At 50.1% G+C, this 24,232-nt stretch carries 25 protein-coding genes; 19 read left to right on the forward strand and 6 right to left on the reverse strand.

The window, feature by feature from the left end; translation table 11 throughout:
• Window positions 1-20 precede the first annotated feature (20 nt).
• Both AB1656_14405 and AB1656_14410 read right to left on the reverse strand, forming a co-directional pair.
• Entirely contained in the window at window positions 21-404 is a 384-nt protein-coding gene (locus tag AB1656_14405) for a response regulator (GenBank protein ID MEW6236572.1), read from the reverse strand.
• Window positions 405-521: 117 nt separating this feature from the next.
• Window positions 522-1,460 carry a carbon-nitrogen hydrolase family protein gene (locus tag AB1656_14410; protein ID MEW6236573.1) on the reverse strand — a complete coding sequence of 313 codons (939 nt, stop codon included), beginning with the start codon at window positions 1,458-1,460 and terminating at the stop codon, window positions 522-524.
• Between the two features lie 508 nt (window positions 1,461-1,968).
• On the opposite strand from AB1656_14410, the gene AB1656_14415 reads away from it, so the two are divergent.
• The 9 genes from AB1656_14415 to AB1656_14455 all read left to right on the forward strand — a co-directional run bounded on the left by AB1656_14415 (window position 1,969) and on the right by AB1656_14455 (window position 8,816).
• Entirely contained in the window at window positions 1,969-2,859 is an 891-nt protein-coding gene (locus tag AB1656_14415; protein MEW6236574.1) for a segregation/condensation protein A, read from the forward strand.
• Window positions 2,860-2,863: 4 nt separating this feature from the next.
• Window positions 2,864-3,070, forward strand: a complete 207-nt coding sequence (locus AB1656_14420; GenBank protein ID MEW6236575.1) for a hypothetical protein — start codon at window positions 2,864-2,866, stop codon at window positions 3,068-3,070.
• A gap of 80 nt (window positions 3,071-3,150) precedes the next feature.
• Window positions 3,151-3,828, forward strand: coding sequence for an SMC-Scp complex subunit ScpB (gene scpB, locus AB1656_14425; protein MEW6236576.1), 678 nt, complete (start codon window positions 3,151-3,153; stop codon window positions 3,826-3,828).
• Window positions 3,818-4,570 (forward strand): pseudouridine synthase, encoded by a 753-nt coding sequence (locus AB1656_14430; protein ID MEW6236577.1) that lies wholly within the window; start codon window positions 3,818-3,820, stop codon window positions 4,568-4,570. Before scpB ends, AB1656_14430 begins: the two co-directional genes overlap by 11 nt.
• Window positions 4,571-4,788: 218 nt before the next feature.
• Window positions 4,789-7,185, forward strand: coding sequence for a type I DNA topoisomerase (gene topA / locus AB1656_14435; protein ID MEW6236578.1), 2,397 nt, complete (start codon window positions 4,789-4,791; stop codon window positions 7,183-7,185).
• 6 nt (window positions 7,186-7,191) lie between these two features.
• The gene (locus AB1656_14440) at window positions 7,192-7,383 is read left to right on the forward strand and encodes a PLDc N-terminal domain-containing protein (protein ID MEW6236579.1); all 192 of its coding nucleotides are present in this window, start codon (window positions 7,192-7,194) and stop codon (window positions 7,381-7,383) included.
• Window positions 7,380-7,811 (forward strand): NUDIX hydrolase, encoded by a 432-nt coding sequence (locus tag AB1656_14445; protein ID MEW6236580.1) that lies wholly within the window; start codon window positions 7,380-7,382, stop codon window positions 7,809-7,811. The genes AB1656_14440 and AB1656_14445 overlap by 4 nt, the downstream gene beginning before the upstream one ends.
• 127 nt (window positions 7,812-7,938) lie before the next feature.
• The gene (locus AB1656_14450; GenBank protein MEW6236581.1) at window positions 7,939-8,403 is read left to right on the forward strand and encodes a hypothetical protein; all 465 of its coding nucleotides are present in this window, start codon (window positions 7,939-7,941) and stop codon (window positions 8,401-8,403) included.
• Between the two features lie 8 nt (window positions 8,404-8,411).
• Complete coding sequence (locus AB1656_14455; GenBank protein ID MEW6236582.1) at window positions 8,412-8,816, forward strand: hypothetical protein; 405 nt, start codon at window positions 8,412-8,414, stop codon at window positions 8,814-8,816.
• A 25-nt stretch (window positions 8,817-8,841) separates the two neighbouring features.
• On the opposite strand, the gene AB1656_14460 is transcribed toward AB1656_14455, so the two are convergent.
• On the reverse strand, window positions 8,842-9,057 hold the full coding sequence (locus tag AB1656_14460; protein MEW6236583.1) for a hypothetical protein: 216 nt from the start codon (window positions 9,055-9,057) through the stop codon (window positions 8,842-8,844).
• A gap of 119 nt (window positions 9,058-9,176) precedes the next feature.
• Entirely contained in the window at window positions 9,177-10,562 is a 1,386-nt protein-coding gene (locus AB1656_14465) for a sulfatase-like hydrolase/transferase (protein MEW6236584.1), read from the reverse strand.
• A gap of 100 nt (window positions 10,563-10,662) precedes the next feature.
• Here AB1656_14465 and AB1656_14470 point away from each other — a divergent pair, with 100 nt between their 5' ends.
• The 5 genes from AB1656_14470 to AB1656_14490 all read left to right on the forward strand — a co-directional run bounded on the left by AB1656_14470 (window position 10,663) and on the right by AB1656_14490 (window position 14,166).
• Window positions 10,663-11,379: a hypothetical protein gene (locus AB1656_14470; protein ID MEW6236585.1), complete on the forward strand. Its 717-nt coding sequence runs from the start codon at window positions 10,663-10,665 to the stop codon at window positions 11,377-11,379.
• A 104-nt stretch (window positions 11,380-11,483) separates the two neighbouring features.
• On the forward strand, window positions 11,484-12,986 hold the full coding sequence (locus AB1656_14475) for a sodium/solute symporter (protein ID MEW6236586.1): 1,503 nt from the start codon (window positions 11,484-11,486) through the stop codon (window positions 12,984-12,986).
• A gap of 15 nt (window positions 12,987-13,001) precedes the next feature.
• Complete coding sequence (locus AB1656_14480; GenBank protein ID MEW6236587.1) at window positions 13,002-13,211, forward strand: hypothetical protein; 210 nt, start codon at window positions 13,002-13,004, stop codon at window positions 13,209-13,211.
• Between the two features lie 294 nt (window positions 13,212-13,505).
• Window positions 13,506-13,826 (forward strand): nucleotidyltransferase family protein, encoded by a 321-nt coding sequence (locus AB1656_14485; GenBank protein ID MEW6236588.1) that lies wholly within the window; start codon window positions 13,506-13,508, stop codon window positions 13,824-13,826.
• A gap of 31 nt (window positions 13,827-13,857) precedes the next feature.
• Window positions 13,858-14,166: a DUF86 domain-containing protein gene (locus tag AB1656_14490; GenBank protein MEW6236589.1), complete on the forward strand. Its 309-nt coding sequence runs from the start codon at window positions 13,858-13,860 to the stop codon at window positions 14,164-14,166.
• A gap of 28 nt (window positions 14,167-14,194) precedes the next feature.
• Here AB1656_14490 and AB1656_14495 read toward each other — a convergent pair whose 3' ends face one another.
• A complete protein-coding gene (locus AB1656_14495; protein ID MEW6236590.1) occupies window positions 14,195-15,049 on the reverse strand; it encodes a UbiA-like polyprenyltransferase in 855 nt (284 codons plus the stop codon).
• 63 nt (window positions 15,050-15,112) lie between these two features.
• Window positions 15,113-15,787, reverse strand: coding sequence for a flavin prenyltransferase UbiX (locus AB1656_14500; protein ID MEW6236591.1), 675 nt, complete (start codon window positions 15,785-15,787; stop codon window positions 15,113-15,115).
• Window positions 15,788-16,225: 438 nt separating this feature from the next.
• On the opposite strand from AB1656_14500, the gene AB1656_14505 reads away from it, so the two are divergent.
• The 5 genes from AB1656_14505 to AB1656_14525 all read left to right on the forward strand — a co-directional run bounded on the left by AB1656_14505 (window position 16,226) and on the right by AB1656_14525 (window position 24,031).
• Window positions 16,226-16,756 carry a hypothetical protein gene (locus AB1656_14505; protein MEW6236592.1) on the forward strand — a complete coding sequence of 177 codons (531 nt, stop codon included), beginning with the start codon at window positions 16,226-16,228 and terminating at the stop codon, window positions 16,754-16,756.
• Window positions 16,757-16,781: 25 nt separating this feature from the next.
• Entirely contained in the window at window positions 16,782-19,181 is a 2,400-nt protein-coding gene (locus AB1656_14510) for a DUF2325 domain-containing protein (protein MEW6236593.1), read from the forward strand.
• A 272-nt stretch (window positions 19,182-19,453) separates the two neighbouring features.
• On the forward strand, window positions 19,454-20,716 hold the full coding sequence (locus AB1656_14515) for a hypothetical protein (protein MEW6236594.1): 1,263 nt from the start codon (window positions 19,454-19,456) through the stop codon (window positions 20,714-20,716).
• A 498-nt stretch (window positions 20,717-21,214) separates the two neighbouring features.
• The gene (locus AB1656_14520; protein MEW6236595.1) at window positions 21,215-22,861 is read left to right on the forward strand and encodes a right-handed parallel beta-helix repeat-containing protein; all 1,647 of its coding nucleotides are present in this window, start codon (window positions 21,215-21,217) and stop codon (window positions 22,859-22,861) included.
• A gap of 18 nt (window positions 22,862-22,879) precedes the next feature.
• Window positions 22,880-24,031 carry an MFS transporter gene (locus tag AB1656_14525; protein ID MEW6236596.1) on the forward strand — a complete coding sequence of 384 codons (1,152 nt, stop codon included), beginning with the start codon at window positions 22,880-22,882 and terminating at the stop codon, window positions 24,029-24,031.
• Window positions 24,032-24,232 lie beyond the last annotated feature (201 nt).

Genomic DNA, 24,232 nt, shown 5'->3' on the forward strand with positions numbered 1-24,232 from the left:
AGGAATGTTTTTCAGCTATTTTACGCCGGATTTTGCGCAGAAAACGTCATGGTATCGCGGAATTTTTGAACAAGTGTATCGTTCGTGAAAGGTTTGGCGATATAATTGTTGGCTCCCGCTTTCAAGGCGGTGATAACGTTGGCTTTATCGGTATTGGTCGTTACCATAATAATAGGAGTTTTGACTTTGAAGGAGCGGATTTTTTGCACCGCCGCCAATCCTGACATATTGGGCATATTCCAATCCATCATAATCATGTCGTAATTGAAAACTTTAATTTTATCGACTGCTTCCTTCCCGTCGCCTGCCTCATCGAACTGGAGTTTTTCTCCCGACATAGAAGAAAGGGCATTGATAATAATCCTGCGCATGGCGACGGAATCGTCAACGACCAGCACTTTCATTTCATTCCCCTGCGCGGATGGTTAGAATCATCCGTCTAACAAACCATATCGCTTTAACAATTATATATTTAATATGCAATCATTAAAGAAAATTGTCAATATGAAATACCATTTATTTCATTTCTGAAGCCTTTCTTTTTCAGTCATTTCTCCATACGTTTCCGGACGGCGGTTTCGAAAACGGTCTTTTATATAATCCGGCGATAAGTCCACTTCGCAGCTGACGATTTCCCCTGACCTGCCCGACGCCTCCACTTTTCCATGCCGGGATATCAGCATACTCTGCATCGGGTGGCAAAAAATCAAGGGAAAACGGTTTTCATAGGCGCGAGTCCTCAATAACGCCGTATTCCACCCCTCTCCCGCATCGTAACTGCCATAAGAAGGAAGAAACAGAATTTGCGCTCCCTTTAAAGCCAAGATGCGGGCGGGTTCGGGCGGTTGGCGGTCGTAGCAAATCAAAATTCCCGCCTTACCGAATGGAGTGTCAAAAACGGGATAATCGCTTCCGGGACGATAGAAATCGGGATTGATTTCATAACCTTGCGCGAAATGAGTTTTGCTGTAACGTCCAATGATATCGCCGTCGGGATCGATCAGAACGGCAGTGTTAAAAAGAAGGCCATCCCGTCTTTCCAGGAAACAAAAAACGAGAAAAATGTTGAGTTCATCTACCAGGCGGCAGGTTTTGGCGATGTACGGACCATCCATCGGTTCGCCCAAATCGAAAAATAGTTCGCGCAGCTTGTTCTTTTTTTCCGCATCCTCTTCGCGGTTGACTTCGTTGATGACGTAACCTTCAAGAACGCCTTCTGGAGTTACAATAACATCCGCTCCATATTCCCCCGCCGCCTTACGGACGTAATATTCGATATCACGCCAATTTTTTTCCTTCTCCCATTTAACGGGTAAAAAAGAAGCGCTGGCAATTTTGATTTTCATGACGCTTTGCGGCTGACCATGATATTTCTCCGGATTGAATTTCTGAGAGAATGCCGGAACGGAAAAGATTAACCACAATGTAATCACTATGATAATTATTTCATTTTTAAACATTTATACCTCTCGCATTGATAGATTTGTTTAAGAATCAATTATTTACGATCATCGATTTCAGGAAATTAATTGTTAATCTTCGAGCCTCTTGCAAAACTCTATTATTCCTCCCCCAAGCCTGGGGTAGGTTAGGAGGGGGTTGTTTTAAGTCTAATAAAATCAACCCCCCTCTAACTCCCCCCAAACTTGGGGGGAGAATTAAAAGCGGATTTTATTAATTTTGCAAGAGCCTCCTTCGATTGCTTATTTCCTATGTTTTTTGATATACGCACATGGGGACGCACCTACCCAATTTCAAAAAAAACGTTTAAATACCCACTTGCGGATAGACTCCCCTTTTAATGAGCAACCCACTAACCGAGAAATATCTCGGCGAATACAGGAAGAAACCGGGGTGAGCCAAGAAGACAAAGTGGGTAGAAGAATGGTGGGCTACGCTTCGCTTTGAGCCCACCCTACATCATAGCTACACTGCTCCATCGCCTACTTAATAATCAGGAACGTTTTCATGGAGAATACGCCCGAACAAACAGCCGCCCCTACGCCGCAGACAACATCCGAGACGGCCCAGGAATCGGCGACCGATGCAGTGGATGCGGAAAATGCGCCGGAATCCGCCGTTGTCCGGCTGCCCGTTTCTGCTCCCGGCTTCTCCGGTCCGTTGGAACTGCTTGTCCATCTCATCTCCAAGCATGAGTTCGACGTTTGTTCCATCTCTATATCTGCCATTACTCAGGAATACCTTGATATCATCAATAACTGGGAGAATAAAGACCTCGATCTTGCGGGGGAATATCTGGTTCTAGCAGCTGCCCTGATCCGTTATAAAGCGCGGGCTTTGATTCCTCGCGAGGAAACGGAGCCGGAAGAAGAAGAAATTTCCGATCAAGTTCTGGAACAACGGCGGCGTGAATACGAACGCTTCCGGGAACTGGCCAATCGGCTGCGGCAGCGGGAAGAGGAAAACGCCGATTATTTCCCGCGAGTAGGCCCCTCGCCGGAAGGTCCGGCGCAGGTGGTTGAATATACCGAGGTCAGCGTTTACGATTTATTCCGCACTTTCCAGAAAATCCTGGAAGATATCGGAACGGAAGAATCTCATCTCGTCGCGGGCGAAACCTACTCCGTAGACGAAAAAATCCTGGAAATCGAAGCATTGATCGCCCATAATAGCCGCATCGTTCTTTCGGATTATTTAATAACGCTGAATTCGAAACTGGAAATTATCGTCGTCTTCCTCGCCCTGTTGGAAATGATTCGTTTGAGAGAAATACGGGCGATGCAGGAAAGCACCCACGGTGAAATTTTCTTGGAAAAAGGCGAAAAGAAAATCCCTCTTATGGATGAAGACGAATTGGATGACGAAACGAAGGACGAAAACGGCGAAGACGAGTTATAATAGAATGGATAAAGCAAACCCGCCGTTGAAACGGCGGGCTATTGTCATTTGCCCCTTTAAAGGGGCATTTAAAGTAGCCCAGCCGTTCAAGGCTGGGATGAGGAATTTCGGGCAATTGACCCTTTTCGCGATTCAAAAGCGCAAAGAACATAAAAACCTTGACGCTTCTCATGAACGATTTTTCGATGGCGTGATAGTACTAACTGCGTAACATGAGTTACTAAGGCATAATCCCTTGCCGCCTATCGCGTTTGATCGAATCGAATATTTAATTTACATTTGAATATGACTATGGAACAAGAAAACCTCATCGGCGCCGTCGAAGCGTTGATCTTCGTTTCCGGCGATCCCGTGCCTCTGAAACGGCTGGCGGAACTGCTGGAAAAAGAAGAGACAGAGATTAAGGGAGCGGTCGACGCCTTAAGCGAACGTTATGCGGAAAACGCTTCCGCCCTGCAAATTATGGAAGTGGCGGGCGGTTTTCAATTGCGCACTCGTCCCGTTTACAGCGTTCACATCAACCGTTTTTTGGAACGCAAGCGGAAAACTACCCTCAGCGGTCCCGCGCTGGAAACCCTGGCCATCATCGCCTATAAACAACCGATCACCCGCGCTGAGATCGAAGCCATTCGCGGCGTCGGCATCGACGGCGTACTGAAATCGCTGTTGGATAAGCGGCTTGTAAAGGTAAAAGGAGTCAAAGAGGTTCCCGGACGCCCCAATCTTTACGGCACGACCAAGTATTTTTTGGAATATTTCGGCATCTCCTCGCTCAAGGACCTGCCCCCTATCGAAGACATCTCTGAAACCTTCTCCAGCGTTTCCGCTTTGGATAACGAAATCGAAGAGATTACTGGAGATGATTCCGGCGCCCCGGAAGAAAACCTCCACGAATCAGCAAATGTCGAAAGCGACGCTGAAGAATCTCAGGAGGAGAATTTCAATTCTCCGCAAGATAATGAAGAATAATCCCGGCGATAACCAGTCGATCCGATTGAATAGGCTTCTGGCACAATATGGCCTTTGCTCCCGCCGCAAGGCGGACGAGTGGATTGCGGCGGGGCGCGTCTCCATCAATGGACTCGTATGCCGTCAATTGGGAGCCGCCGTGGATCCGGAAACGCAGCAAATTGCGGTGGATGGCGTACTCTTAACCGAACGGCCCGCTATCTATTACATCGCTCTCAATAAACCCAAAGGCGTAGTAACCACTCGCCAGGATCCCCAAGGCCGTAGAACGGTCATGGATCTTTTATCCCCGGAACATAGAAAGGCGGGAGTTTTTCCCGTGGGGAGGTTGGATCACGATTCCGAGGGCTTGCTGCTCATAACCAACGATGGTGATTGGAGCCAGATTCTGCTTCATCCCCGCCATATCGTCTGGAAAAAATACCGGGTGCAAACCGATAAACCTATGACGGAAACCATTCGCAAAAAATTCTCCCAAGGCGTCAAACTGGAAGAAAAAACTACTTTACCCGCCCGCGTATCGCATCCTGCAAAAGATTCATGCAGCGGAACCGTTTTTCACCTCTCCATCCGCGAAGGACGCAACCGGCAAATACGCAGGATGTGCGCCGCCGCCGGATTGAATATTCTATCCCTGAAACGCCTTTCCGTGGGTCCGATTGAATTAGGAGATTTGCCATCCGGCGCCTGGAGAACGCTGACGACGGAGGAAACGCAAACCGTCTTCCATCTGGGCGATTGATTCTAACCCTTTGACCCGGCTTTTTTTTCGCGCCATACTTCGCGGGCTTGAATTGCTTCCTCAGAAAGTATAATGGTGAGGAAGCGGGCGTATGGAAATCAAGGCCGGGGGAAAAGGGTAACATCTTTTCCGCCTTTGAAATTGCCAATCCGCATAAAAGAAACTGCTCTAGTCTTCCATCGTCCATTCATAACCTATTGCCTCATGGAGAGTATACTGTGCCGAAATCGTTAGTAATCGTCGAATCTCCCGCGAAAGCGAAGACCATAAATAAATTCTTGGGACCGGATTTCCAAGTGACGGCGTCGATGGGCCATATCCGCGATTTGCCGCCCAAGGCATTAGGAGTCGACGTAGACAACAATTTCCAACCCACTTACGAAACATCGCCGGATAAAGAAAAAACCATCCGGGAATTGCATAAACTCGCCAAAAAAAGCGAAACCATCTACCTCGCGCCTGATCCCGACCGCGAAGGCGAAGCCATCTCCTGGCATTTGGCGGAGATATTGGGGCCGAAACTGAACGGCCAAACGATTCGGCGCGTTACCTTCAACGAAATTACCAAACAAGCCATCCAAAACGCCATCCTGCATCCCGGCGAGATCGATATGGATCGCGTCAACGCCCAGCAGGCGCGCCGGATTCTCGACCGGCTGGTGGGTTATAAAATCAGCCCCTTGCTAACCCGCCTGGTTACGCGCAATAAAAGCGCGCTATCAGCGGGGCGGGTGCAATCGGTAGCCTTGCGCCTGATCTGCGAGCGGGAAGAGGAAATCCGCGCTTTCGTTCCCGTGGAGTATTGGACGATTCTAGGAAAATTCAAGAACGCCGACGGCGTGGAAATTCAAGCCGAACTGTACAGCGTCGGCGGCGATAAAATCAACCATCAAGGCGAAGGCAAAGAAAAAGAAGACAAAGAAACATTCCACATTCAAAACGAGCAGCAAGCCCAGGAATTGATCGAAGCCTTACATAAGGCCGTTTATTCCATCGGCCAGATCGACAGCCGCAAGCGCACCCGTCGCCCTCCCGCTCCGTATATCACCAGCACGCTGCAACAGGACGCCTCGCGCCTTCTCGGCTTCACCGGCGACCGCACCATGCGCGCCGCCCAAGCGCTTTACGAAGGCGTGGACATCGGCTCTGAAACCGTAGGTTTGATTACTTATATGAGAACGGACTCCGTCCGCATCGCCGGGGAAGCCGTCGCCAAATGCCGGGAATACGTTTCTCATAAATACGGCCAAGAGTACGTACCCGACAAACCCAATTTTTTCAAAAGCAGCAAATCGGCGCAAGAAGCGCACGAAGCCATCCGGCCTACCATCCTCGACGATTCCCATACCCCTCATAAGGTCTCAAAACATCTTAAATCCGATCAGGCGAAATTGTACGATCTAATCTGGAAGCGTTTTCTCGCCTGCCAGATGGCTTCGGCGGAATACCTCGCCACTACAATCACTATCGTTGACGATCGCTTCGTCTTCCGCGCCACTGGCTCGGTGCTGACGTTCGACGGCTTCATGCGCATCTATCGCGATCCCGATGACGATACGGATCAGCTGTTGCCTCCGATGAAAGAGGGAGAAAAACTGGATATGATGGAGTTGGATTCCGATCAGCATTTTACGCGCCCGCCCGCCCGCTACAACGACGCCTCTCTCATCAAAGAGTTGGAAAGCGAAGGCATCGGACGCCCCAGCACCTACGCCTCCATCGTCAAAACCCTGGTCGATCGGCGTTATATCGAACGCAAGGAGAAGCGCTTTTATCCCTCCGATCTTGGCGAAATCGTCAACAAACTGCTGGTGAAGAATTTCCCCGACATCTTCGAAGTGGGATTTACGGCGGGAGTGGAGGCTAAGCTGGATGAAGTCGAAGAGGGCAAAGCGGACTGGGTTTCGCTGCTCAAAAACTTTTACGAACCGTTCGAAAAAGACCTCTCCAACGCTCCTAAAGGCATGGGGGAGGTATTGCGCAATTTGCAGCAGCCCATCGAAGATAAAATCTGTCCCAAATGCCAAAACAAGTTGGTCAAAAAATGGGGACGGACAAGTTGGTTCATCGCCTGCACCAACTACCCTGACTGCGACTATACCGCCCCGTTGGAAGAGACCGAGGTCATCCCCACCGACATTCCCTGCGATAAATGCGGAAAGATAATGGTGATTCGTCCGGGAAAATATGGCCCATTCCTCGGCTGCTCCGCCTATCCGGACTGCAAGACGACCAAGCCGATTCCATCGGGTCTTATCTGCCCCAAGCCGGACTGCGGCGGCAATATCGTCCAACGGCGCTCCCGCTTTGGCAAACTGTTCTACGGCTGCGACAAATATCCCGACTGCGATTTCGCCGCCTGGGATTATCCGATCGTCGAAACTTGTCCCAAATGCGGCAATCTGTTCTTGGTCAAAAAAGACTACAAGCGGAAAGGCCCCACGATCAAATGTCCCCAAAAAGGCTGCAATTATTCGCGCCAGGACGATCGGCCGGGCGAAGGCGCCGATTTCATCAAAAAATTCATCGAGAAGTACTCCAACGCCGCCTCGCGGGATAACGGTAATGACGCGCCTGCGGAATCCTCAACGCCTGCGCCGGCGATGGACGAATAACGGCTCATGGATATTTGGGCATTGGGAACCTATATTTTTCTGTTGCTTTGCCTCGCCATTGGTGCCGTTTCGTGTTGGAGGAGTTCCCTGCCCTTTTCCCAAAAGTTATTTTGGACGGTTGTAATTACTGTTCTTCCCCTGGCGGGAACGCTGTCCTATTTTTTCTTTGCGAAAGAGACTCGGGAACTATTGTCATGACGGAAAAAGTATTTCCCCGCCCCAACGTTACCGCCGATATGCTCATCCCCAACGAGAAAGGCGAAATCCTGCTCATCAAGCGCAATAACGATCCCTATAAGGGCTGTTACGCCATCCCCGGCGGCTTTCTGGAAGTGCACCAGGAGACGGTGGAAGAATGCGCCTTGCGGGAAGCGGAAGAAGAAACCGGCCTGAAGGTCGAGATCGACCGCCTCATCGGCGTCTACTCCCACCCCAAACGCGATCCGCGCTGGCACAACGTTACTGCCGCCTACCTCGCCAAGCCCATCGTAATGATCGAAGCGCAAAAAGCCCTAGCGGGCGACGATGCCGGAGAGGTGCTCTGGGTCCACCCGCAGAGCGAAGAGTACAAAAAGCTGGATATCGGCTTCGACCATCGGCAAATCATCGCCGATGCGCTGAAATGAAGGCTTTTTACGGTCTTTGCTTGATGAAATGAAACAATTGAGTTATATATAAATTATAGGCGCTATTGATTTTGTTTCTCATCGATGCGCATCGTTATTCGGTTATACTATCGTAGAGATAATTGTCATGGCAAAAACGATTCCAACCTACGAATGGCTAATAAATCATTTGCGCCAGAACATCGATGACGCAAGAGAAAATACAATTGATACTATTGTAAATATGATTCTCGATATGGATGAATCCCATCAAAAAATCGTATTGAAGCGCTTACTTGAAGAGCAATCTAAAGCTAATGTAAGCGAATCAACGCCGGATGGTTCGCCCATGCCTAAACAAAAACCGGCTACAGCAACGGATGCCGACGCCGTATGGGAAAATAATCGCGCTTATTTCCAAAACCATGAACAAGAATGGAAAGAAAAACATCCTGGACTCTATGTCGCCGTTCATAACGACATGATTCTTTATACAGGAAAAGAACTTGGGTCTTTAGCAGGCCGGATTTACCGTCAATATGGAAATATTCCCTTTTACGCATCGGTTCCTGGCGAAGATCGAATTGAATATATCGATTTTCCAATTAGCTAAGAAAACTCATGCTCTCTCAACAGAAAAACTATGTTACATTAATAAACGACATCCAGCCAGGTCCATGCCTTGAAATAGAAATATGTAATGCTGCAACAAATACCAGTACAACAGTTATGATGAAAATTGATACGGGTTCCTCCCGGACAGTAATTCCAAAAAAGATTTTAAATGAATTTATCAATTTAAGAAAAATAAAAGATATCAATTGCTTCGATTATAACGGGGATAAAAAAAGTATGCCGTTATTTGTAGTAAACCTTAAGATTCTTGGAAACACATTTATGGATAGGGAAATCATTGGATCCGATAATCCCGAATACGGCCTGATAGGCCGCGACATCTTATCTCAGTATATTTTAACATGCGACGGTCCGAAAAAAAAATTCGAATTGGAATTTTCCCAAGAATAAAATCTCTTCCTAAATCCCCTTTTCATCATTCATCATTCCTAATTTCTTCTACCGCCAATTCCACGAAATCTTCTTCTACCCAGGCGCAGGCGCAGAATTCCCAGCGGTAGCGGATTTCTTCTTTGATTGCGTTTAGCGCTTCTTCCCGCGTCGTTCCTTGAACGGAGCATTCCGGTTTGTCGATCGAGCGGGCGATATACCCGCCGGAAGGGAGTTTTTTGAGTTGTATTCTAAATTTCATAATAATCGTCACTCCTCCGGCGGATACTCGACAATTCTTCGTCTCTAATCTCGAGGGACGAATTCGCCCCTTTCGACGCTGCAATCAAGACCGAAGAATCCGGCGGCGCGTACGCCCTTTCATGATCCCGCTCCCACATCTTTTTCCCAAAACGCGATGCGTTGTTTTAATTTTTCGACTAAATCGGGATGTTGCTCCTTCAAGTCCTTGGTTTCGCCGGGATCGTCTTTTAGATTATACAAAAGAACGGGGCTTTCGCTCTTTTCTTCGAAATCGAGTTTTCCATTGAGCAATAATTTCCAATCCCCGGCTCTGACCGCGCGTTGTTCGCCCAAGCCCCAAAAAATTTCCTCATGCGGGCTTTTAGCTTTTTGCGTTATCATGGGAAAAATATCTTTGCCGTCGATGGGACGGTCGGTGGGCAATTCGCCGCCAGCTAATTTGAGAACGGTGGGGAAAACGTCCATAGTTGCCCCAACCTCGTCAATAACCTGACCGCTGGGAATAACCCCAGGCCAATGAACGATGGCGGGTTCGCGGATGCCGCCCTCATGCAGCCCGCCCTTGCAGCCTTTAAAAGGATAGGCTCTCCCGCCATGATATTTTTGCCGCGAATCGTCCAGCAGATTGCGCGGCTCGCTGGAGGGGCCATTATCGCTGATGAAGAGAATCAACGTCTTATCGCGCAAGCCTTGCCGATCCAATTCCTTCATGACCGACCCGATGGAATCGTCGAGCGCCGCCGCCATCGCCGCTTGCGTCCGCCGTTGCGGATCGTTGATATGCTTCACCCGTTCGAAATACTCCTTCGGCGCATGCATGGGATAATGGGGCGCGTTGAAGGGGATGTAGAGGAAGAAGGGACGTTCTTTATTCTCCCGAACGAAACGCGACGCTTCCCGCGCGATGAGGTGGGTCAGGTATTCTCCATTTTCCCAGACCTCTTCGCCATTGCGCCATAGGTCATGATAAGGAACCTGATATCCCGATTGATGCCAATAATAAATATGGGAGTAATAATCGACGCAGCCGCTGAGAAATCCAAAACTTTCCTCGAAGCCCTGCGCCTGAGGACGCGAATCTTGGCGGCTGCCTTGGTGCCATTTGCCAAAGAGGCCGGTGCGGTAATCCAGTCCCCTCATCGCTTCCGCCAGGGTGATTTCATCCGGCTTCAAGCCCGCCGAATCGAGTCCGGAGGGCACGTTGTTCGCTACGCCGGTGCGTTGCGGGTAACGGCCTGTCAGCAGCGCCGCCCGCGAAGGGGAACAGACCGGCGCGTTGGAATACCACTGGGTGAAATACGTCCCCGCCGCAGCGAGAGCGTCTATGTTGGGCGTTCGCATATCCTCCGCGCCATAGCATCCAATGTCGTTGTATCCCAAATCGTCGGCGAAGAAAATGATTACATTCGGCTTTTCCGCCGCTTCTGTCCGCCATCCCGAAAGAGCCGCCGCCGTTCCACAGGCGGCGGTTCGCAAAAAGCCGCGCCGATCGCATCGCGTCATGATTCATGTCCTCCTCCTGTTTATTTATTCCCGTCGTATATGTTATACTCCAGGTTCGGCAATCTTGGCGATTTTGTCAATACGAAAAGGAGAAAGAAACATGAAGAAGAAAAGCATCGTCTTTCTATCTCTATTCCTTGCCATCGGCGCTGTCTCTTGGACGCAAGCCGCCGAAAAAGAAGCAATTCCCAAGGAAAAGAACGGTTTGCCCTTACTCCTGGAAGAGAATTTCTCGCAGGGATGCGACCGTTGGGAACCGACAGACAAAGACGCTTGGAAAGTGGTTGTGGAAAATGGCAACTCGATCTATTCGCTGTTCAAGCAGAGCCATTACGAACCGCCTGTCCGTTCGCCATTCAATATATCGTTGGCGAAGGATATATGGGTATCTGATTTCGTTTTGGACGCGAAAATGAAATCCACCGGACGCCAGTATGGCCATCGCGACATGTGCGTAATTTTTGGCTGGCGGGACGTTTCCCATTTCTATTACGTCCACATCGCCCCCGCGCCCGATACGGACCCGCACGCCAATTCCATTTTCCTCGTTAACGGCGAACCGCGCAAATCCATCGCCGCCAAGCGCAATAATGGGACGGAATGGCGCGATAATACTTATTACTCGGTAAGAGTGGAGCGCCAAGTGGAAACGGGAACGATCAAAGTCTTCTTTGAGGATATGAAGAATCCCATTATGTTGGCGGAAGATAAAACCTATTCGTCTGGCCGCATTGGCGTCGGCTCCTTCGACGATACAGGCGATGTCGACGATATCCTTCTATGGGGAAAGAAAGTCGAATCGCCAAAGAAAGAATAATCGCCGGTTGCTGCGAGATAGGCTTAAGACAATACTCTTCCTGAATTCAATTAAATCGATATAGTATCCGCATTGGATCGAACTTATATCGGGAGCCTTCGTTTATGTTAAATGGAATCGATTATGTAGTGGTATTTGGGTATTTGATCGGGATTCTGGTTCTGGGGATGTACTTGGGGAAATTCGTTAGTTCCTCGCAGGATTTCTTTTTGGGCGGCAAAATGCACTCCTTTTGGGTGATCGGCATGTCCATCGTCGCTACCGACATCGGAGCGCAGGATTTCGTAGCGGTTTCAGGCCAAGCTTATCGTTACGGAATCTCCGCCGCCAACTTCGATTGGATCGGCTCCGTTCCCGCCATGTTGTTGGCCGGATTCGTCTTCATCCCCTATTTCTGGAAAGGGGGCATGTACACGATCCCCGAATATTTAGGCAAACGCTACAATGAAGGCGTGCGCTTGATCGCTTCGTTGACGTGGATCGTGTTTTTCGCTTTCGATCTTGGAATAATGCTTTGGGCCAGCGCTTTAGTCTTCGAGTCCATCATGGGTTGGAACATATGGTTTTCGATTGTTTCGACGGCGCTCGTTACGGGAATTTACACCTTCCTCGGCGGATTGACCGCCGTCATGATGACGGACGTAGTGCAATTCGTTATTATGTATGTAGGCGGCATCGCCGTCGTCTTTTTGGGGCTTTATCACGTCGGCGGCTTCGTGGGATTGTACGATAAAGTCCACGCCATGGGAGCGGACTATCAAAGCCATTTCGATTTGATCCTGCCCGCCGATACGAATACGCCGTTTCCGTGGACCGGCATATTGTTTGGATTGACGCTGGTCATGTCCAATGCGTACATGATCGGCAATCAAGCCATCGTCCAGCGCTGCCTTTCCGCCAAGAACGAATGGCACGCCAAGATGGGCATGATTACCGGGGCTTTTTGGAAGATGTTCATTCCCGTGCTGGTCTTGCTGCCCGGCCTCATCGCGAACGTAACGCATCCCAACCTCGCGGAAGGCGACCAGGCCTTTCCCGAATTGATCCGCGCCGTCTTGCCTCCCGGCTTGTTGGGATTAATGTTCGCCGCTTTTCTGGCGGGACTCATGTCGAGCATCAGTTCGCTGGTTAATTCCACGGCGACTTTATGGACGAAAGATATTTACGAAAAATATATCAACAAGAACGCGACGGACAAACACTATTTGCGCGTGGGCCAAGTTACGACGGCGCTGTTGTTTATTTTCGCCGTGATTACGGCGCCCGTCAGCACGATGTTCGAAGGGATATACATTGCCGTCCAAACGTTTCTTTCCTTTTTCCAAGGGCCGACCTTCGCTATTCTTTTGCTAGGCATTTTCTGGACGAGAACGACGCAGTGGGGCGGATTATTTGGCTTGACGGGCGGGATGTTGATCTCTCTTTATTTGCATATTTTTCAAAGCGATTATTTTACGATTCAAGATCCGTTTCTTTATATTTCCTGGTGGTCTTTCGTCGCCGCCTTCTTCATCGCCGTCGCGGTTTCCTTATTTACGCAGCCCCATCCGCGGGAAAGACTGTACGGCTTGATTTATCAGTTGGTGGACAACCGCCATTCCGCCTGAAAAAGGAGAAGCCGCATGTTGAATTTCGATTGGTTGATCGGCGTATCCACCGCCGAAGCGAAATGGATTTTTTATATTTTATTCGTCGTCATCGGCATATTGGTTTTGTTTATACCTAAAGAATCGATTTACGAAGGAGTCGAAAATCCGCGATGGTATCATAATATTAAAATCTGGGCTATCGGCGATTTGATTTTCATCTTAGCGGTATATGCGCTTTTTTAGTGTTCATGCGAGAATATACATTAAACAAAAAATCGATATCATAGAGACAAAAGAAAAGCCAAACAGAATGGGAAAGACCGCAATGAACGAGAATACGGAGCATAATATCAGTTTGGGAAAAATATACATAGCGATGGGATGTTTTTTGTGTTTCTTCTCCCTTATTGTTTTGCTTTCGATTTTCTTTACGGATACGTTCATCGGAAAAATAACGAACTTAGGCGCGGGTTTGATTCTTTTGAGCGTCAGCGGTTTTATGGCGTACTCTGGCCGTAAGCTCAAAGCGAGCGGGGAATGCGATTCGTCCAAGTCATGAGGCAAATGATGAAAACCCGTGAAGAGATTATAGCGATATTATCCCAAAAGAAGCCGGAATGGGAAAAGCGTTTCCAACTCAAAAGCCTGGCTCTTTTCGGTTCGTTCGCCCGCGGGGATCAACTTGAGCAAAGCGATGTTGACATACTGGTCGAGGTCGATCCAAGCATCGGTCTAGAGTTCGTAACTTTAGCGGATAGCATTGAATCTTCGTTGGGAGTACCTGCTGACGTCGTATCCAAAAGGGCGATCAAACTACGCTATTGGAAAGAGATTGAAAACGACCTGATTTATGTCTAAACGGTCCGTCATACTCTTATTGGAAGATATATTGGATGCGATCGAAAGAATCGAACGCTTTACGCAAAACTTATCCTTTAAGGAGTATTTAATGGATGATAAAACTTCGAATGCGGTAACTTGGAATTTGGAAATCATTGGAGAAGCTGCCAATAGGATGCCAGATAGTTTCTTAGAGCAATATCCTATGATCGAATGGCGAAAGATTATTGGTTTGCGCCACCGAATCGTACATGAGTATTTTGGAATCGATTCCATGCTCGTTTGGCGAATTATCCAAAACGATCTTCCTAATTTAAAATCGTCTTTGCAAAGCATCCACAACCAAATGAATCAATAAACTCAAAACATATTTCCTTCCATTCGCATTACCCCCTCCACAAAACATCCGCCAGCGTAAAGACGAACAAGCCGATGCTGACGATTCCGTTGACGTTGAAGAAGGCGATGTTCACTTTGGATAGATCGTCCGGCTTTACTAAACTATGTTCGTAGAGAATCAGGGCGGCGAAAAGTGCGGCCCCAACGAAAAATATCCAACTCAATCCCGCCAGCCATCCAAAGAGGAAAATCAATCCGGCGCTGAGGATGTGCAAAACGAAGGCGATGCGCAGCGCGTCGCGTTTTCCGAACCGCACCACCAGCGAGTTCAGACCTATGCGCCGGTCGAATTCTTCGTCCATCAACGCATAGATCACGTCGAAACCCGCCACCCATAACAGCACGCCTCCCGCCAGAGCGATGGATGTCCAGCCAATGGTTCCCGTTACGCCCACCCACGCGCCAATCGGCGCAATGCCCAGCGACAAGCCCAGCACGAAATGCGAGAGGGATGTGAAGCGCTTGCAATAGGAATAGCCGCAAATTATCGCCAGCGCTAACGGAGAAAGCCGGAAGGCCAATGCATTCAAACAATACGCTCCCAGGACGAAAAGCAATGAAGAGAATAACCATAGAAGAATCGCTTCTTTCTTCGTAACAATTCCGGCGGGCAGATGCCGCATTTGGGTGCGCGGATTTTGCCAGTCGATATCGCAATCCACGATCCGGTTGAAGGTCATGGCGCTGGTGCGCGCCGCGATCATGCAGAACAAGATCCATCCCGTCTCCCGCCAGCCGGGAATCCCGCGCGCCGCCGCCGCCGCGCTGGCGAGAGCGAAGGGGAGCGCAAAGACGGTGTGGGAAAAACGCACCAAGCCCAGGTAATTTTTCAGCCTTTCCATTGATGAGGCAAAGATTCCGCCGTTCATAATTGTTTTAGCATGATTGATTTTTTTATGCAATTTTCAGCCGCCTTCTTCGCTGTGAGGTTTTGCGTTGCGCGGCTCGATATGGGGCTTTGTCGCTGTGGGATGGATTTCTCCCCATCCGCCTTGAATCAGAGGACGCCCATCGAATCCCAAATGCTCCAATACTCTTCCCACGATGAAATCCGCCAAATCCCGGATCGTGCGGGGTTGATGGTAAAAACCGGGACTAGCGGGCAGAATCGTCGCTCCAGCCTGCGTCAACGTCAGCATGTTTTGCAAATGGATTAGATTATACGGCGTTTCCCGGGGAACAAGGATCAAGGGACGGCGTTCTTTGAGCATCACGTCCGCCATCCGTCCGATCAAGGTCTCGGAAACGCCCGCCGCGATGCGTCCCAACGTCCCCATGCTGCAAGGAACGATCGCCGCCGCATCCAGGCCGTAGGAGCCGGAAGCGGGCGCAGCGCCCACATGGGAATAGTGATGATAAATCACCCATTCGTACAAGCGGTCGTCCAATCCCGCAATCCTGCCATTTTCCAAGTCGATCTCCACGCCCATCTCCAACCGCGCCGTATGCCGGGCGTTTTCGCTGATGGTGAGATGGACGACGGCGTTTCTTTGCGCCAGTTCTTCCAACAAGCGCAAACCGTAAATAACGCCGCTGGCGCCGGTGATGGCTAAACCGATTTTGCGATGATCGTTATACATTTTTCTGTTTGCAAGCCGCCGAATCAATTCAATCGATAGACATGAAAGTTCGATGGCTTAAAAATTATTGGCCTTACTATTTGCTTCGCCGTTGCCTAGAACGAAACGGATTAAAACAACAGTTATTGTCAATAACGCCTAGCAATCGTATGGATTAAGTATAAATATATTACGATGCGCTCCGATAATGAATGGGATGACGCCGAGGGGAATCCGCCGGTCGAAAAATCTTCGTTTATAAGGAGACGGAAGAAGACGGCGACAACCTCATGAATCTCTGCAAAATTAGTTTATAATTTATAAGCATCGAACATTCATGGCATGGAGGATGCGCCGTAAGACAATAGAACGAATTGCGGCGGCGTCCCTCCTGGCAGGTGATATTTAGCGCAAGCGGAAAAAGTATATCTTCGAGAAATTCTGAGACGGAGATTGGATATGGATGAGGATCGAACCGGTTTCGAGGCGGCGATATGGCTACACGCCATTATTATCGTCTGTTTTTATCTCGCCGCTTTCAGCGTCCTGGATTCCGTCGTTGGCCTTTTTTATTATTGGGCTTATTTGGCGGGAAAAGTCGACCCCGCTCTGTATCCGAAAATGTACTCTATTTTTGAGGAGGTCCAGCAGTCTCCATTTCCTTATTTGGCCATGAATTTCTATAATATCGTCGTCTGGAATGGAGTGATTGTTTGCTCGATCTGGCTTTTCCGTTATCATAAGTGGGCAAGAGTCGCCCTTTGCCGCTTATTGGAAATTGATATCGTCGTTACGGTTTTAGACCGAATATGGAAAACGTATCAGGGTAAAGGGGAGATCGATAATCCATGGTTATATATACTCTTCAATTGTTTGCAAGTTACCGCGATTGTCGCTCTTGCGCATCCTAAGATCATCGAAGTAACGGAACGGCTATCCCTGCTGAAAAAACAGTCCGCTTCGCTGCTGAAGAAAAACGATATCCAATGAGGGAGAAAGGTGGTTTCATTTGAAGATGGAAACAACCGAACTACGGCTCATTCTCCAAAACTGTTTTACCCCTCAAAAGCTGCAACGAATTCTTCACGACGTCTCTAAGGGACGGAAATTGATCGATTCGGCGGTGGAGGCGATTTTAAACGATAGCGAGGCGGGCGCCGAAATCGCCGGCATTCTCGACCGGGAATCGGAAAATCAACGCGAGAAGATTCGCTCTATGTCCGCCCGCGAACTGCGCAGCGGCTTTTCCGTCGATTTTTTGGAGCCAGGCAGAAAACTCGGCCTGATTTTATGGGCGCTCTTGCGCGACGACCGGTTAAGCGCGCGCACGCTCGCCCGAGAAATCGCGGTTCAATTCACCGAATCCCAAATAAAAGAAGAAGAGGAGGCCGTCATCGATTTCAATATGGGGAGTTTTTCACCCGAAGCCCGTGAAATTTTGGATGAAATCTCGGAAGAGATCGAAGAAGATCGGGAAGAAGCGGAAGAACCGGAAGAACTTCGTTTCGAGGAACAGGAAGAAAATGCTTACGAACCTGATCTTTCCGACGAAGACTTGGATATGGAGCGCATTCTGGCCGAATTGGAACAGGAAGAACGAAAGACTGCGCCGGATGAGGAAGATTCCAGCGTGGAAATCGAATTTCCGGAAGAGGAAGCCTTGGAAAATATCGAAATTCTCGATGTGGAGCCGGATATCGAAGAAGAGCCGGATATAGCCGGATTGATCGACGAATCTCTTCTTGACGAAGATGAAGAATCGATCGATTTGGATCTATCCGATCGACTCGTAGAGGAAGAAGAAGACATATCTCCCATAAGCATCGACGAAGAAATGTCGCGAGGAATGGAAGAAGTGGACAAATTGATCGCCGCTTTGGAAGAAGAGGATAAATCGTCCGTCCGAAAAGGCGTAACCACCGTTCCTATCGGCGGAGTAGAGATTTCTCTCGATTCGCTTCAACGAGCATGCGAACGCGTCTTCAACGAACCCGTCGAGCTGGTCACGGATGAAAACCTTACCCGCCAGGACAAGATCGTCGTCATCGGAAAACGATGCGGCCTCTATGTTCTTCAGGGACCTCGCTATAAGATCGAACCCGCACAGACTTCCTACGAACAATCGGGCGAGCCAATCGATATTTCTCCCGTCAGTCTACGGGCCGCTCTGTCCAAAATTCACGACGAAGAAGTGGAACTCGTTCCCGATCCCGATTTGCTCTCCGCTGGCATTATAGTATTTACAGGCAAACAAACAGGGCTTTCCGTCGTCAGCAACGCCATTACCAAGACGTCTCTGCCTCCTTGGGTGGGACCGGATTTGGAAGCGGAAATCGTTTCTCCCCGCCAAGCGGGTCCGAGCGCCATCGATGGAATGAATCGCAAAATCGTCGAATTGGAGAAGCGGATCGAATCTCTCGTCCATCGTCCGCCTCTTCCCGCCGCTCCCATAGTAATTCCAACCCCTCCGCCTCTCCCCAAAGCGAAAGAGCCGGAACCGGAGAAGGAAATGGAAGGCGATATCGCCGAAGAGGCTCTCTCTCTTGACGACATTGAGACGGAAGAGCTTGAACCTCTGCCTGAGGAAATTCCCCAGGCGGTTTTGGATGAATCGCTGGAAGAAGAGGAAGAGAGTGGAGTTTCGGCGCTGGACGAACTTCTATCCGAAGATATCGGCGGCGATCTCGACGCACTTCTTGAGGAAGAGACGGAGACCGCTGAAGAAGAAGCCGACGATGAGATGGCGGAATCGTTAGAAGAAGAAGTCTCCGAAGATTTGGAATTGCCAGGAAACGATTTGAATCTGGACGAATTGGACTTGGATGCTCTCGTCGAAATGGGCGAGGAGGAAGAAGAAGCAGATACGGCAGCGGAATCGGAGGAGGAAGAAGAAATCGCTGGGGGGGAAGATGAACTGGATCTTGATGCCCTCGATTTAGGCGAGGATTCCTTGGAAATGGGAGAACTGGACGAAGACGCCTTGGATGAGGCGCTCCTAGGCGAAGAGATTAGCGAAGAATCGTTGGGAGACGATCTCGGTCTGGATCTCGATGTTCTGCAAGAACTGGATAAAGAAGAGAAAAAAAGCGGATCGAAGAAGATTTTCAATGGCGACCGCATCCTGCTCCTTGGCGGCGAAAAGAAGCATGAAAAAGAGTATCAAAAAATCGTAAAAGAGTTGGGCGGAACCTGCGAATGGCATCTCGAAATGGACAATAAATCGAAGGATGAGATCAACGAGGCCGTCGACCGCGCCGACCTGATCGTAACGCTCGCTTCCATCGCCGATCCGGGCATTCTGCAAGCGGCCAGTTACGCCAAGGAAACCAACAAGCGGCTTTTCAAACATCATTCCGCCAATCCCAGCAGCGTAAAGAAGAAATTAACGCAACTTGTCGAGGAAGGAAAAGTATAATCCCCCAACCAAAAAGCACTTCTCATCTTGCCGCCTCTATGGGCGGCTTCCAATCCATATTTGCTGCGCCGAAAGAACGACTATAAGCGGCGCTAACGGCATGACGTTCAAATCCTCAATCGGACGCCAGTTAAATGCGTCCTCTTTTTGCTATTTTTGCTTCCCGCTCTAAAGGTTTCCTTCAAGTTGACGATAGTAGTAGAGACTTAGCCAGGGAAGGCTTGTAAGGGATCCAGGGACGGATCTTTGCCGGTCGAGGGTACGAGGGAAAAATGGAGCCGCTGCCTGCAATCGATGTCCGTTCTGGTAAGTTTGACCATCTTCCAAGCGAACGTCTCTTTTCAAAACAACTAGGCGCAAATCCTGTATCTTTAAAACCGAGTGGTGAAGAAAGCGGTCAGGAATCTTCACCCCCTCCTACAGACACTGTCGCTCTCACTAATGACCTTGAACCCGTCATAAGCCGAGTGAACAGCGGCGTCCGTCTAACCGTTGAAGGTCAATACTCCGTCTCGGAGCAAGCGCAATGGCTTGCGCAAACTCGGGCGGCCGCGGATGACGCCGCCAGCGATACTCCCATTGATCTTCGTAGCCTCGCCGGCGAAGTTGAAAATACTCTTCCGCAAGAGATAGACGCCAACATCACGGAATCGATGGCGCCGCTTTCCGGAGTCGATAATACGCAACTACCCCTTTTCGCCGTAGATTCTCCTAGCGCCGCCGTCTCGTCCAATGCGGCGGCGGAGTCATTGACCACCAACCTGCCTCCCGATCTCGCCGCCTATTTGGAAATGATCAAGCAATTGTCCAAGGATGACGCTTCCGTCCAGGAATTCATCGATCGCGTCGAGGCGTCCGCCAATATCGGCTCCAGCACAACCTCAGGCGCGGCAAGTTCCTCCTCGACAATCCAATTCGCCGCGATGAGCGCGCAAGAGCTTCAGGCCAAACTAGAAGTTCATTATGCCGACGGCCAATCTGTCGAAGCTGTTTCCGCTCAAATTCGTCAGACGCAGCAGCAGCAAATCCAAACATCCGATCCTTTGGTTCTCGATCTTGATGGCGGCGGCGTCGATCTGACAAGCGCAGAGGAAGGCGTCTCTTTCGATATCGCGGGAACGGGACAAGCCAGCCAAACCGCTTTCGTCGCCAGCGGCGACGCTTTTTTGGCGATTGACCGCAACCGCAATGGGCGCATCGATAACGGCAAGGAACTTTTCGGCGATCAAAACGGCGCTCAGGATGGTTTCGAAGAACTAAGAAAATTGGACGAAAACCAGGATGGCGTCATCGATGTCAATGACGCCGCTTACAACAATCTCCTGCTTTATAACGATATCAACCGCGACGGCGTTTCTCAATTCAACGAACTACGGTCGCTTGTAGAAGCGAATATCCAATCCATAAGCCTTAACGATCGATCTGTGGATGAAACGATCTCCGGCGGCAACCGCTTGGTCAAGACGGCGTCTTTTACCCGCAACGACGGATCGAAGGGCATGGTGGGGGATGTTCTTTTAAATTATTTGGCGTAAAAGATCAATGAATGGATTCCGGGGAAGGCGCATGGCCGGAATCGATTGCGCATGTAATGACTGACATTGCATTGTAAGGGAGCATAGGGCGAAAAGCATTGATGTGGATCATTCCCCTTACATTATAAATCGAATGCAAATGAAGCGTTCCACGCGTTAACGATCGCTTTGCCCTCCGCGTCCCCATCATTCCACCGATTAGGCGGTATCTTTTTTTTCCATACTGTTACTTTCATCTAATGCCGCGATTCTCCATCAAAAGTTGGCATTGCCTGATTTCACAATGCACTGAATCCTGCTAGTGCGCCCCTCGTCCAAAGACGGGGGTTTTTTTTGGATATCCAGCCATTCTCAGCCGATTTCCAGATTCGCCGCGTTGCCTCGCCTTCCATCCTTTGCTTTTGCCTATGAAATGCAATAATACAATGGACGATTTTATCTAGTACTATCTTTGGATGCAATCATTTTCATAAAATATTACGATAGGAGGATGCTCTTATGTATATTGATAAAACAGCGCCAATACTACTCGTCATCGTGTTTTGTTTAATTCCATATACCGCCGCCGCTGACGATAATCCATACGCCGTTCCGACTTACGAGTGCATCGGCGTCTATTATCAATCTCCCGATCGCGGCGAATGCCGAATCCGTTATCGCCGGGGGGGAAAGGATTCGTGGCGGGAAAGCCTTGGCCTGGTTTACGACAAGAGAGATGGAGAATATCGGGGCAGCCTGGTTGGACTGACGCCGGATGCGGAATATGAGATCGAATTGATTAGCGGAAACGAGCGTCCATCTCTAAAATGCCGCACGAAAAACAACCATATCCCCATTGGACAAACAACGGTTCTATCCGGCGGCGTGAGTCCAGTTCCATTGTCGATTTCCGAATCGGGAGTTCCCGGCGCATATCATCTCATCGCTTCGGCATCGGGCGAGACGGCCGTCATCGACGTAATGAACTCCGAAGATTGCAACGTCGTCATCGACGCGGACTATATCGTCTTGCGCGGCTTGGAGTTGAAAAACGCCGAGCGGCATGGCGTATTAATCAAGCGCGGACGCCATGACATCGTCGTGGAAGATTGCCGCATCACGGGTTGGGGACGCATGGGCGGCCCAATAACCTACGGCAACGACGGCATCATGGACAGCGGGGTCTTCGCGGAAAAAGGCGCAGGGAATCTAACCATCCAACGCAACCTGATCGAACATCCTCGCGGCGCATCCAACGATTGGGATACAGGACATCCCAACGGCCCGCAAGGCATATCGCTGATCGATTCCAGCGGCGGCAACGTCATCCGCTGGAACGAACTCCGTTCAACGGAGGATCACGGCTTCAACGACGGCTTCGGCGGCGGTTCCAATTTCAGCTTCGAGGGCAGCCCCAACCGCGACTCGGATATCTACGGCAATATCATCACCAACGTATGGGACGACGCCATCGAAAGCGAGGGCGCCAATATGAATGTCCGCATCTGGGGCAATTTCCTCGATTATTACTATCATCCCATCGCCACCGCCTGCGTATCCAAAGGCCCCATTTACATTTTCCGCAACATCTTCGGCGTCAGCCGCCGCACCCACGCCGATCCCTTGGGCGGGGCCATGATAAAAACCGGCGAACGGGACGAATTCGGCGGCGGACGGCGCTTCATTTTTCACAACACGGCGCTCCAGCCTCGAGGCGCGTTTAGCGCCTTCAGCGGCCATATCGCGCCAAACGTCGTAACGCGCAATAATATTTTCCATTGTCCCGGTCAGCTTGCATCAAGGACGCCCGCCGATCCTCCCGGCGATTACGATTACGATCTCTTTACCGGCATGGATAAGGGACTGGCCAAGGAGCCGCACGGCCTTCACGGCAAACCGGCTATCGAGCCGTCCAGATCGCTGGAGTTTTATCCCGCTCCTACGACGACGGCGATTCAATGGGGCCGGATTCCATTTAAACGCGGCGGTAAAGAAATCCATATCACCGATCCCGTGATCGTCGTTCCTAATCCCATCATCGACGCCGGAACGCCGATTCCCGGTTTCAATGACGATTACGCCGGAAAAGCGCCGGATCTCGGCGCTTTCGAATTGGGCCGTCTCCCATTGCGTTTCGGACGCCAGGCAGGCGCGGCGGCGCAGTGAATTTGAGCGAACGATTATATGAGAAGATATCTTGTTCTTATCGCGTCCATCATCATCCAGGCTGGGCTTGGCGGCATATACGCCTGGAGCGCCTTCGCTGCTCCGCTGCATGAACACTTCGGATTGTCGATGGCGCGCATCCAAGCGGTATTCGGCGTTTGCATCGCCGCTTTCACGCTGATGATGATTTTCGCCGGAAGGTTGCAGGATCGATTCGGCCCGCGCTGGATTTCCGCTTTAGGCGGATTGCTCTTCGGCGGCGGATATTTCGCCGCTTCGTTTTCCGGCGGACGCTTCGTTCCGTTGTTCTTAGGATGCGGCGTTATCGCCGGGGCTGGCATCGGCTTCGCCTACGTTTGCCCCATCGCTTCCTGCATCCGTTGGTTTCCCGAACGCAAGGGCATGGCCGCAGGCTTCGCCGTAGCCGGTTTCGGCGGCGGCGCCATCGTTCTTTCATATATAGCGGATATTCTCTTTGCGAGGGGGTGGGAGGTTCTCTCCATTTTCCGTTGGATCGGCATAGTAGACGGCGCCCTCATCGTCATTGCTTCCATGCTGTTATCCATTCCAAAGAAATCTTCCACGATTATGCAAACTGACATTCCATATTATCTTTTGTTGCGCCATCCGAAAATTTGGATGTTGTCTCTCGGCCTATTCGCTGGCACGTTTTCCGGTTTGATGACCGTTTCCAACCTGAAACTTATCGGCCTGGCGGGCGGGGTTTCTCAATCACTGGCGGCGTTGTCGATCAGTTCCTTCGCCATTGGCAACGCATCTGGCCGTATTATATGGGGATTGATCGCCGACCGCATCAAAGAAAAATCGATTCCGCTTTTGTTGGGATTGTTAAGCATATTTATGTTCTCCATGATTCCCTTGTCCCATTTCGGCTGGCCGTTCGTGATCCTGGCGTCGTTGATCGGCTTCGGATTCGGGGGCAATTTCGTCATCTACGCAGCGGCGGCGGCCAATCGCTTCGGCGAGAACAGCGTGGGAAGAATCTATCCTCTCGTCTTCCTCTCCTATGGCCTCTCAGGTCCTCTTGGCCCCACAACGGGCGGCTGGATCTACGATGCGACGGCCAGCTACGCTTACGCCCTCCTCATCGCGTCACTGCTTGCGGGCGGAGCAGCGGTTGCGTTTGCAGTTTATATGAGAAGAGAATAAATCAGGACGAATATCTTGCGGCTATTCTTTCTACATTAATCCTTGTTATGCGAAAGAAATAGTTGGAGGAGTCAATTATGATCGTCGCGTTGAATCGCCGAGTAAGGAGCAGGTGCGGTAATGTTTAGGTCAACGACTTCCGATGTATCAGCCGTTTCCAGCGTCGTGGCAAAAGGTCGTCAGACCATGCACCCCGTCCCC

It is taken from the genome of Candidatus Omnitrophota bacterium (assembly GCA_040755155.1).
Taxonomy (GTDB): Bacteria; Hinthialibacterota; Hinthialibacteria; order Hinthialibacterales; family Hinthialibacteraceae; genus JBFMBP01.

What these genes read in the sequence shown, in the direction of transcription:
- AB1656_14470 (MEW6236585.1), top strand. Translation starts at nt 10,663, where the DNA reads ATGAAGAAGAAAAGCATCGTCTTTCTATCTCTATTCCTTGCCATCGGC.
- AB1656_14465 (MEW6236584.1), bottom strand. Translation starts at nt 10,562, where the DNA reads ATGACGCGATGCGATCGGCGCGGCTTTTTGCGAACCGCCGCCTGTGGA.
- AB1656_14495 (MEW6236590.1), bottom strand. Translation starts at nt 15,049, where the DNA reads ATGGAAAGGCTGAAAAATTACCTGGGCTTGGTGCGTTTTTCCCACACC.
- AB1656_14480 (MEW6236587.1), top strand. Translation starts at nt 13,002, where the DNA reads ATGTTGAATTTCGATTGGTTGATCGGCGTATCCACCGCCGAAGCGAAA.
- AB1656_14450 (MEW6236581.1), top strand. Translation starts at nt 7,939, where the DNA reads ATGGCAAAAACGATTCCAACCTACGAATGGCTAATAAATCATTTGCGC.
- AB1656_14440 (MEW6236579.1), top strand. Translation starts at nt 7,192, where the DNA reads ATGGATATTTGGGCATTGGGAACCTATATTTTTCTGTTGCTTTGCCTC.
- AB1656_14500 (MEW6236591.1), bottom strand. Translation starts at nt 15,787, where the DNA reads ATGTATAACGATCATCGCAAAATCGGTTTAGCCATCACCGGCGCCAGC.
- AB1656_14415 (MEW6236574.1), top strand. Translation starts at nt 1,969, where the DNA reads ATGGAGAATACGCCCGAACAAACAGCCGCCCCTACGCCGCAGACAACA.
- scpB (MEW6236576.1), top strand. Translation starts at nt 3,151, where the DNA reads ATGGAACAAGAAAACCTCATCGGCGCCGTCGAAGCGTTGATCTTCGTT.
- AB1656_14475 (MEW6236586.1), top strand. Translation starts at nt 11,484, where the DNA reads ATGTTAAATGGAATCGATTATGTAGTGGTATTTGGGTATTTGATCGGG.
- AB1656_14430 (MEW6236577.1), top strand. Translation starts at nt 3,818, where the DNA reads ATGAAGAATAATCCCGGCGATAACCAGTCGATCCGATTGAATAGGCTT.
- AB1656_14460 (MEW6236583.1), bottom strand. Translation starts at nt 9,057, where the DNA reads ATGAAATTTAGAATACAACTCAAAAAACTCCCTTCCGGCGGGTATATC.
- AB1656_14405 (MEW6236572.1), bottom strand. Translation starts at nt 404, where the DNA reads ATGAAAGTGCTGGTCGTTGACGATTCCGTCGCCATGCGCAGGATTATT.
- AB1656_14505 (MEW6236592.1), top strand. Translation starts at nt 16,226, where the DNA reads ATGGATGAGGATCGAACCGGTTTCGAGGCGGCGATATGGCTACACGCC.
- AB1656_14455 (MEW6236582.1), top strand. Translation starts at nt 8,412, where the DNA reads ATGCTCTCTCAACAGAAAAACTATGTTACATTAATAAACGACATCCAG.
- AB1656_14525 (MEW6236596.1), top strand. Translation starts at nt 22,880, where the DNA reads ATGAGAAGATATCTTGTTCTTATCGCGTCCATCATCATCCAGGCTGGG.
- AB1656_14410 (MEW6236573.1), bottom strand. Translation starts at nt 1,460, where the DNA reads ATGTTTAAAAATGAAATAATTATCATAGTGATTACATTGTGGTTAATC.
- AB1656_14445 (MEW6236580.1), top strand. Translation starts at nt 7,380, where the DNA reads ATGACGGAAAAAGTATTTCCCCGCCCCAACGTTACCGCCGATATGCTC.
- AB1656_14515 (MEW6236594.1), top strand. Translation starts at nt 19,454, where the DNA reads ATGGAGCCGCTGCCTGCAATCGATGTCCGTTCTGGTAAGTTTGACCAT.
- AB1656_14510 (MEW6236593.1), top strand. Translation starts at nt 16,782, where the DNA reads ATGGAAACAACCGAACTACGGCTCATTCTCCAAAACTGTTTTACCCCT.
- AB1656_14420 (MEW6236575.1), top strand. Translation starts at nt 2,864, where the DNA reads ATGGATAAAGCAAACCCGCCGTTGAAACGGCGGGCTATTGTCATTTGC.
- AB1656_14485 (MEW6236588.1), top strand. Translation starts at nt 13,506, where the DNA reads ATGCGATTCGTCCAAGTCATGAGGCAAATGATGAAAACCCGTGAAGAG.
- AB1656_14520 (MEW6236595.1), top strand. Translation starts at nt 21,215, where the DNA reads ATGTATATTGATAAAACAGCGCCAATACTACTCGTCATCGTGTTTTGT.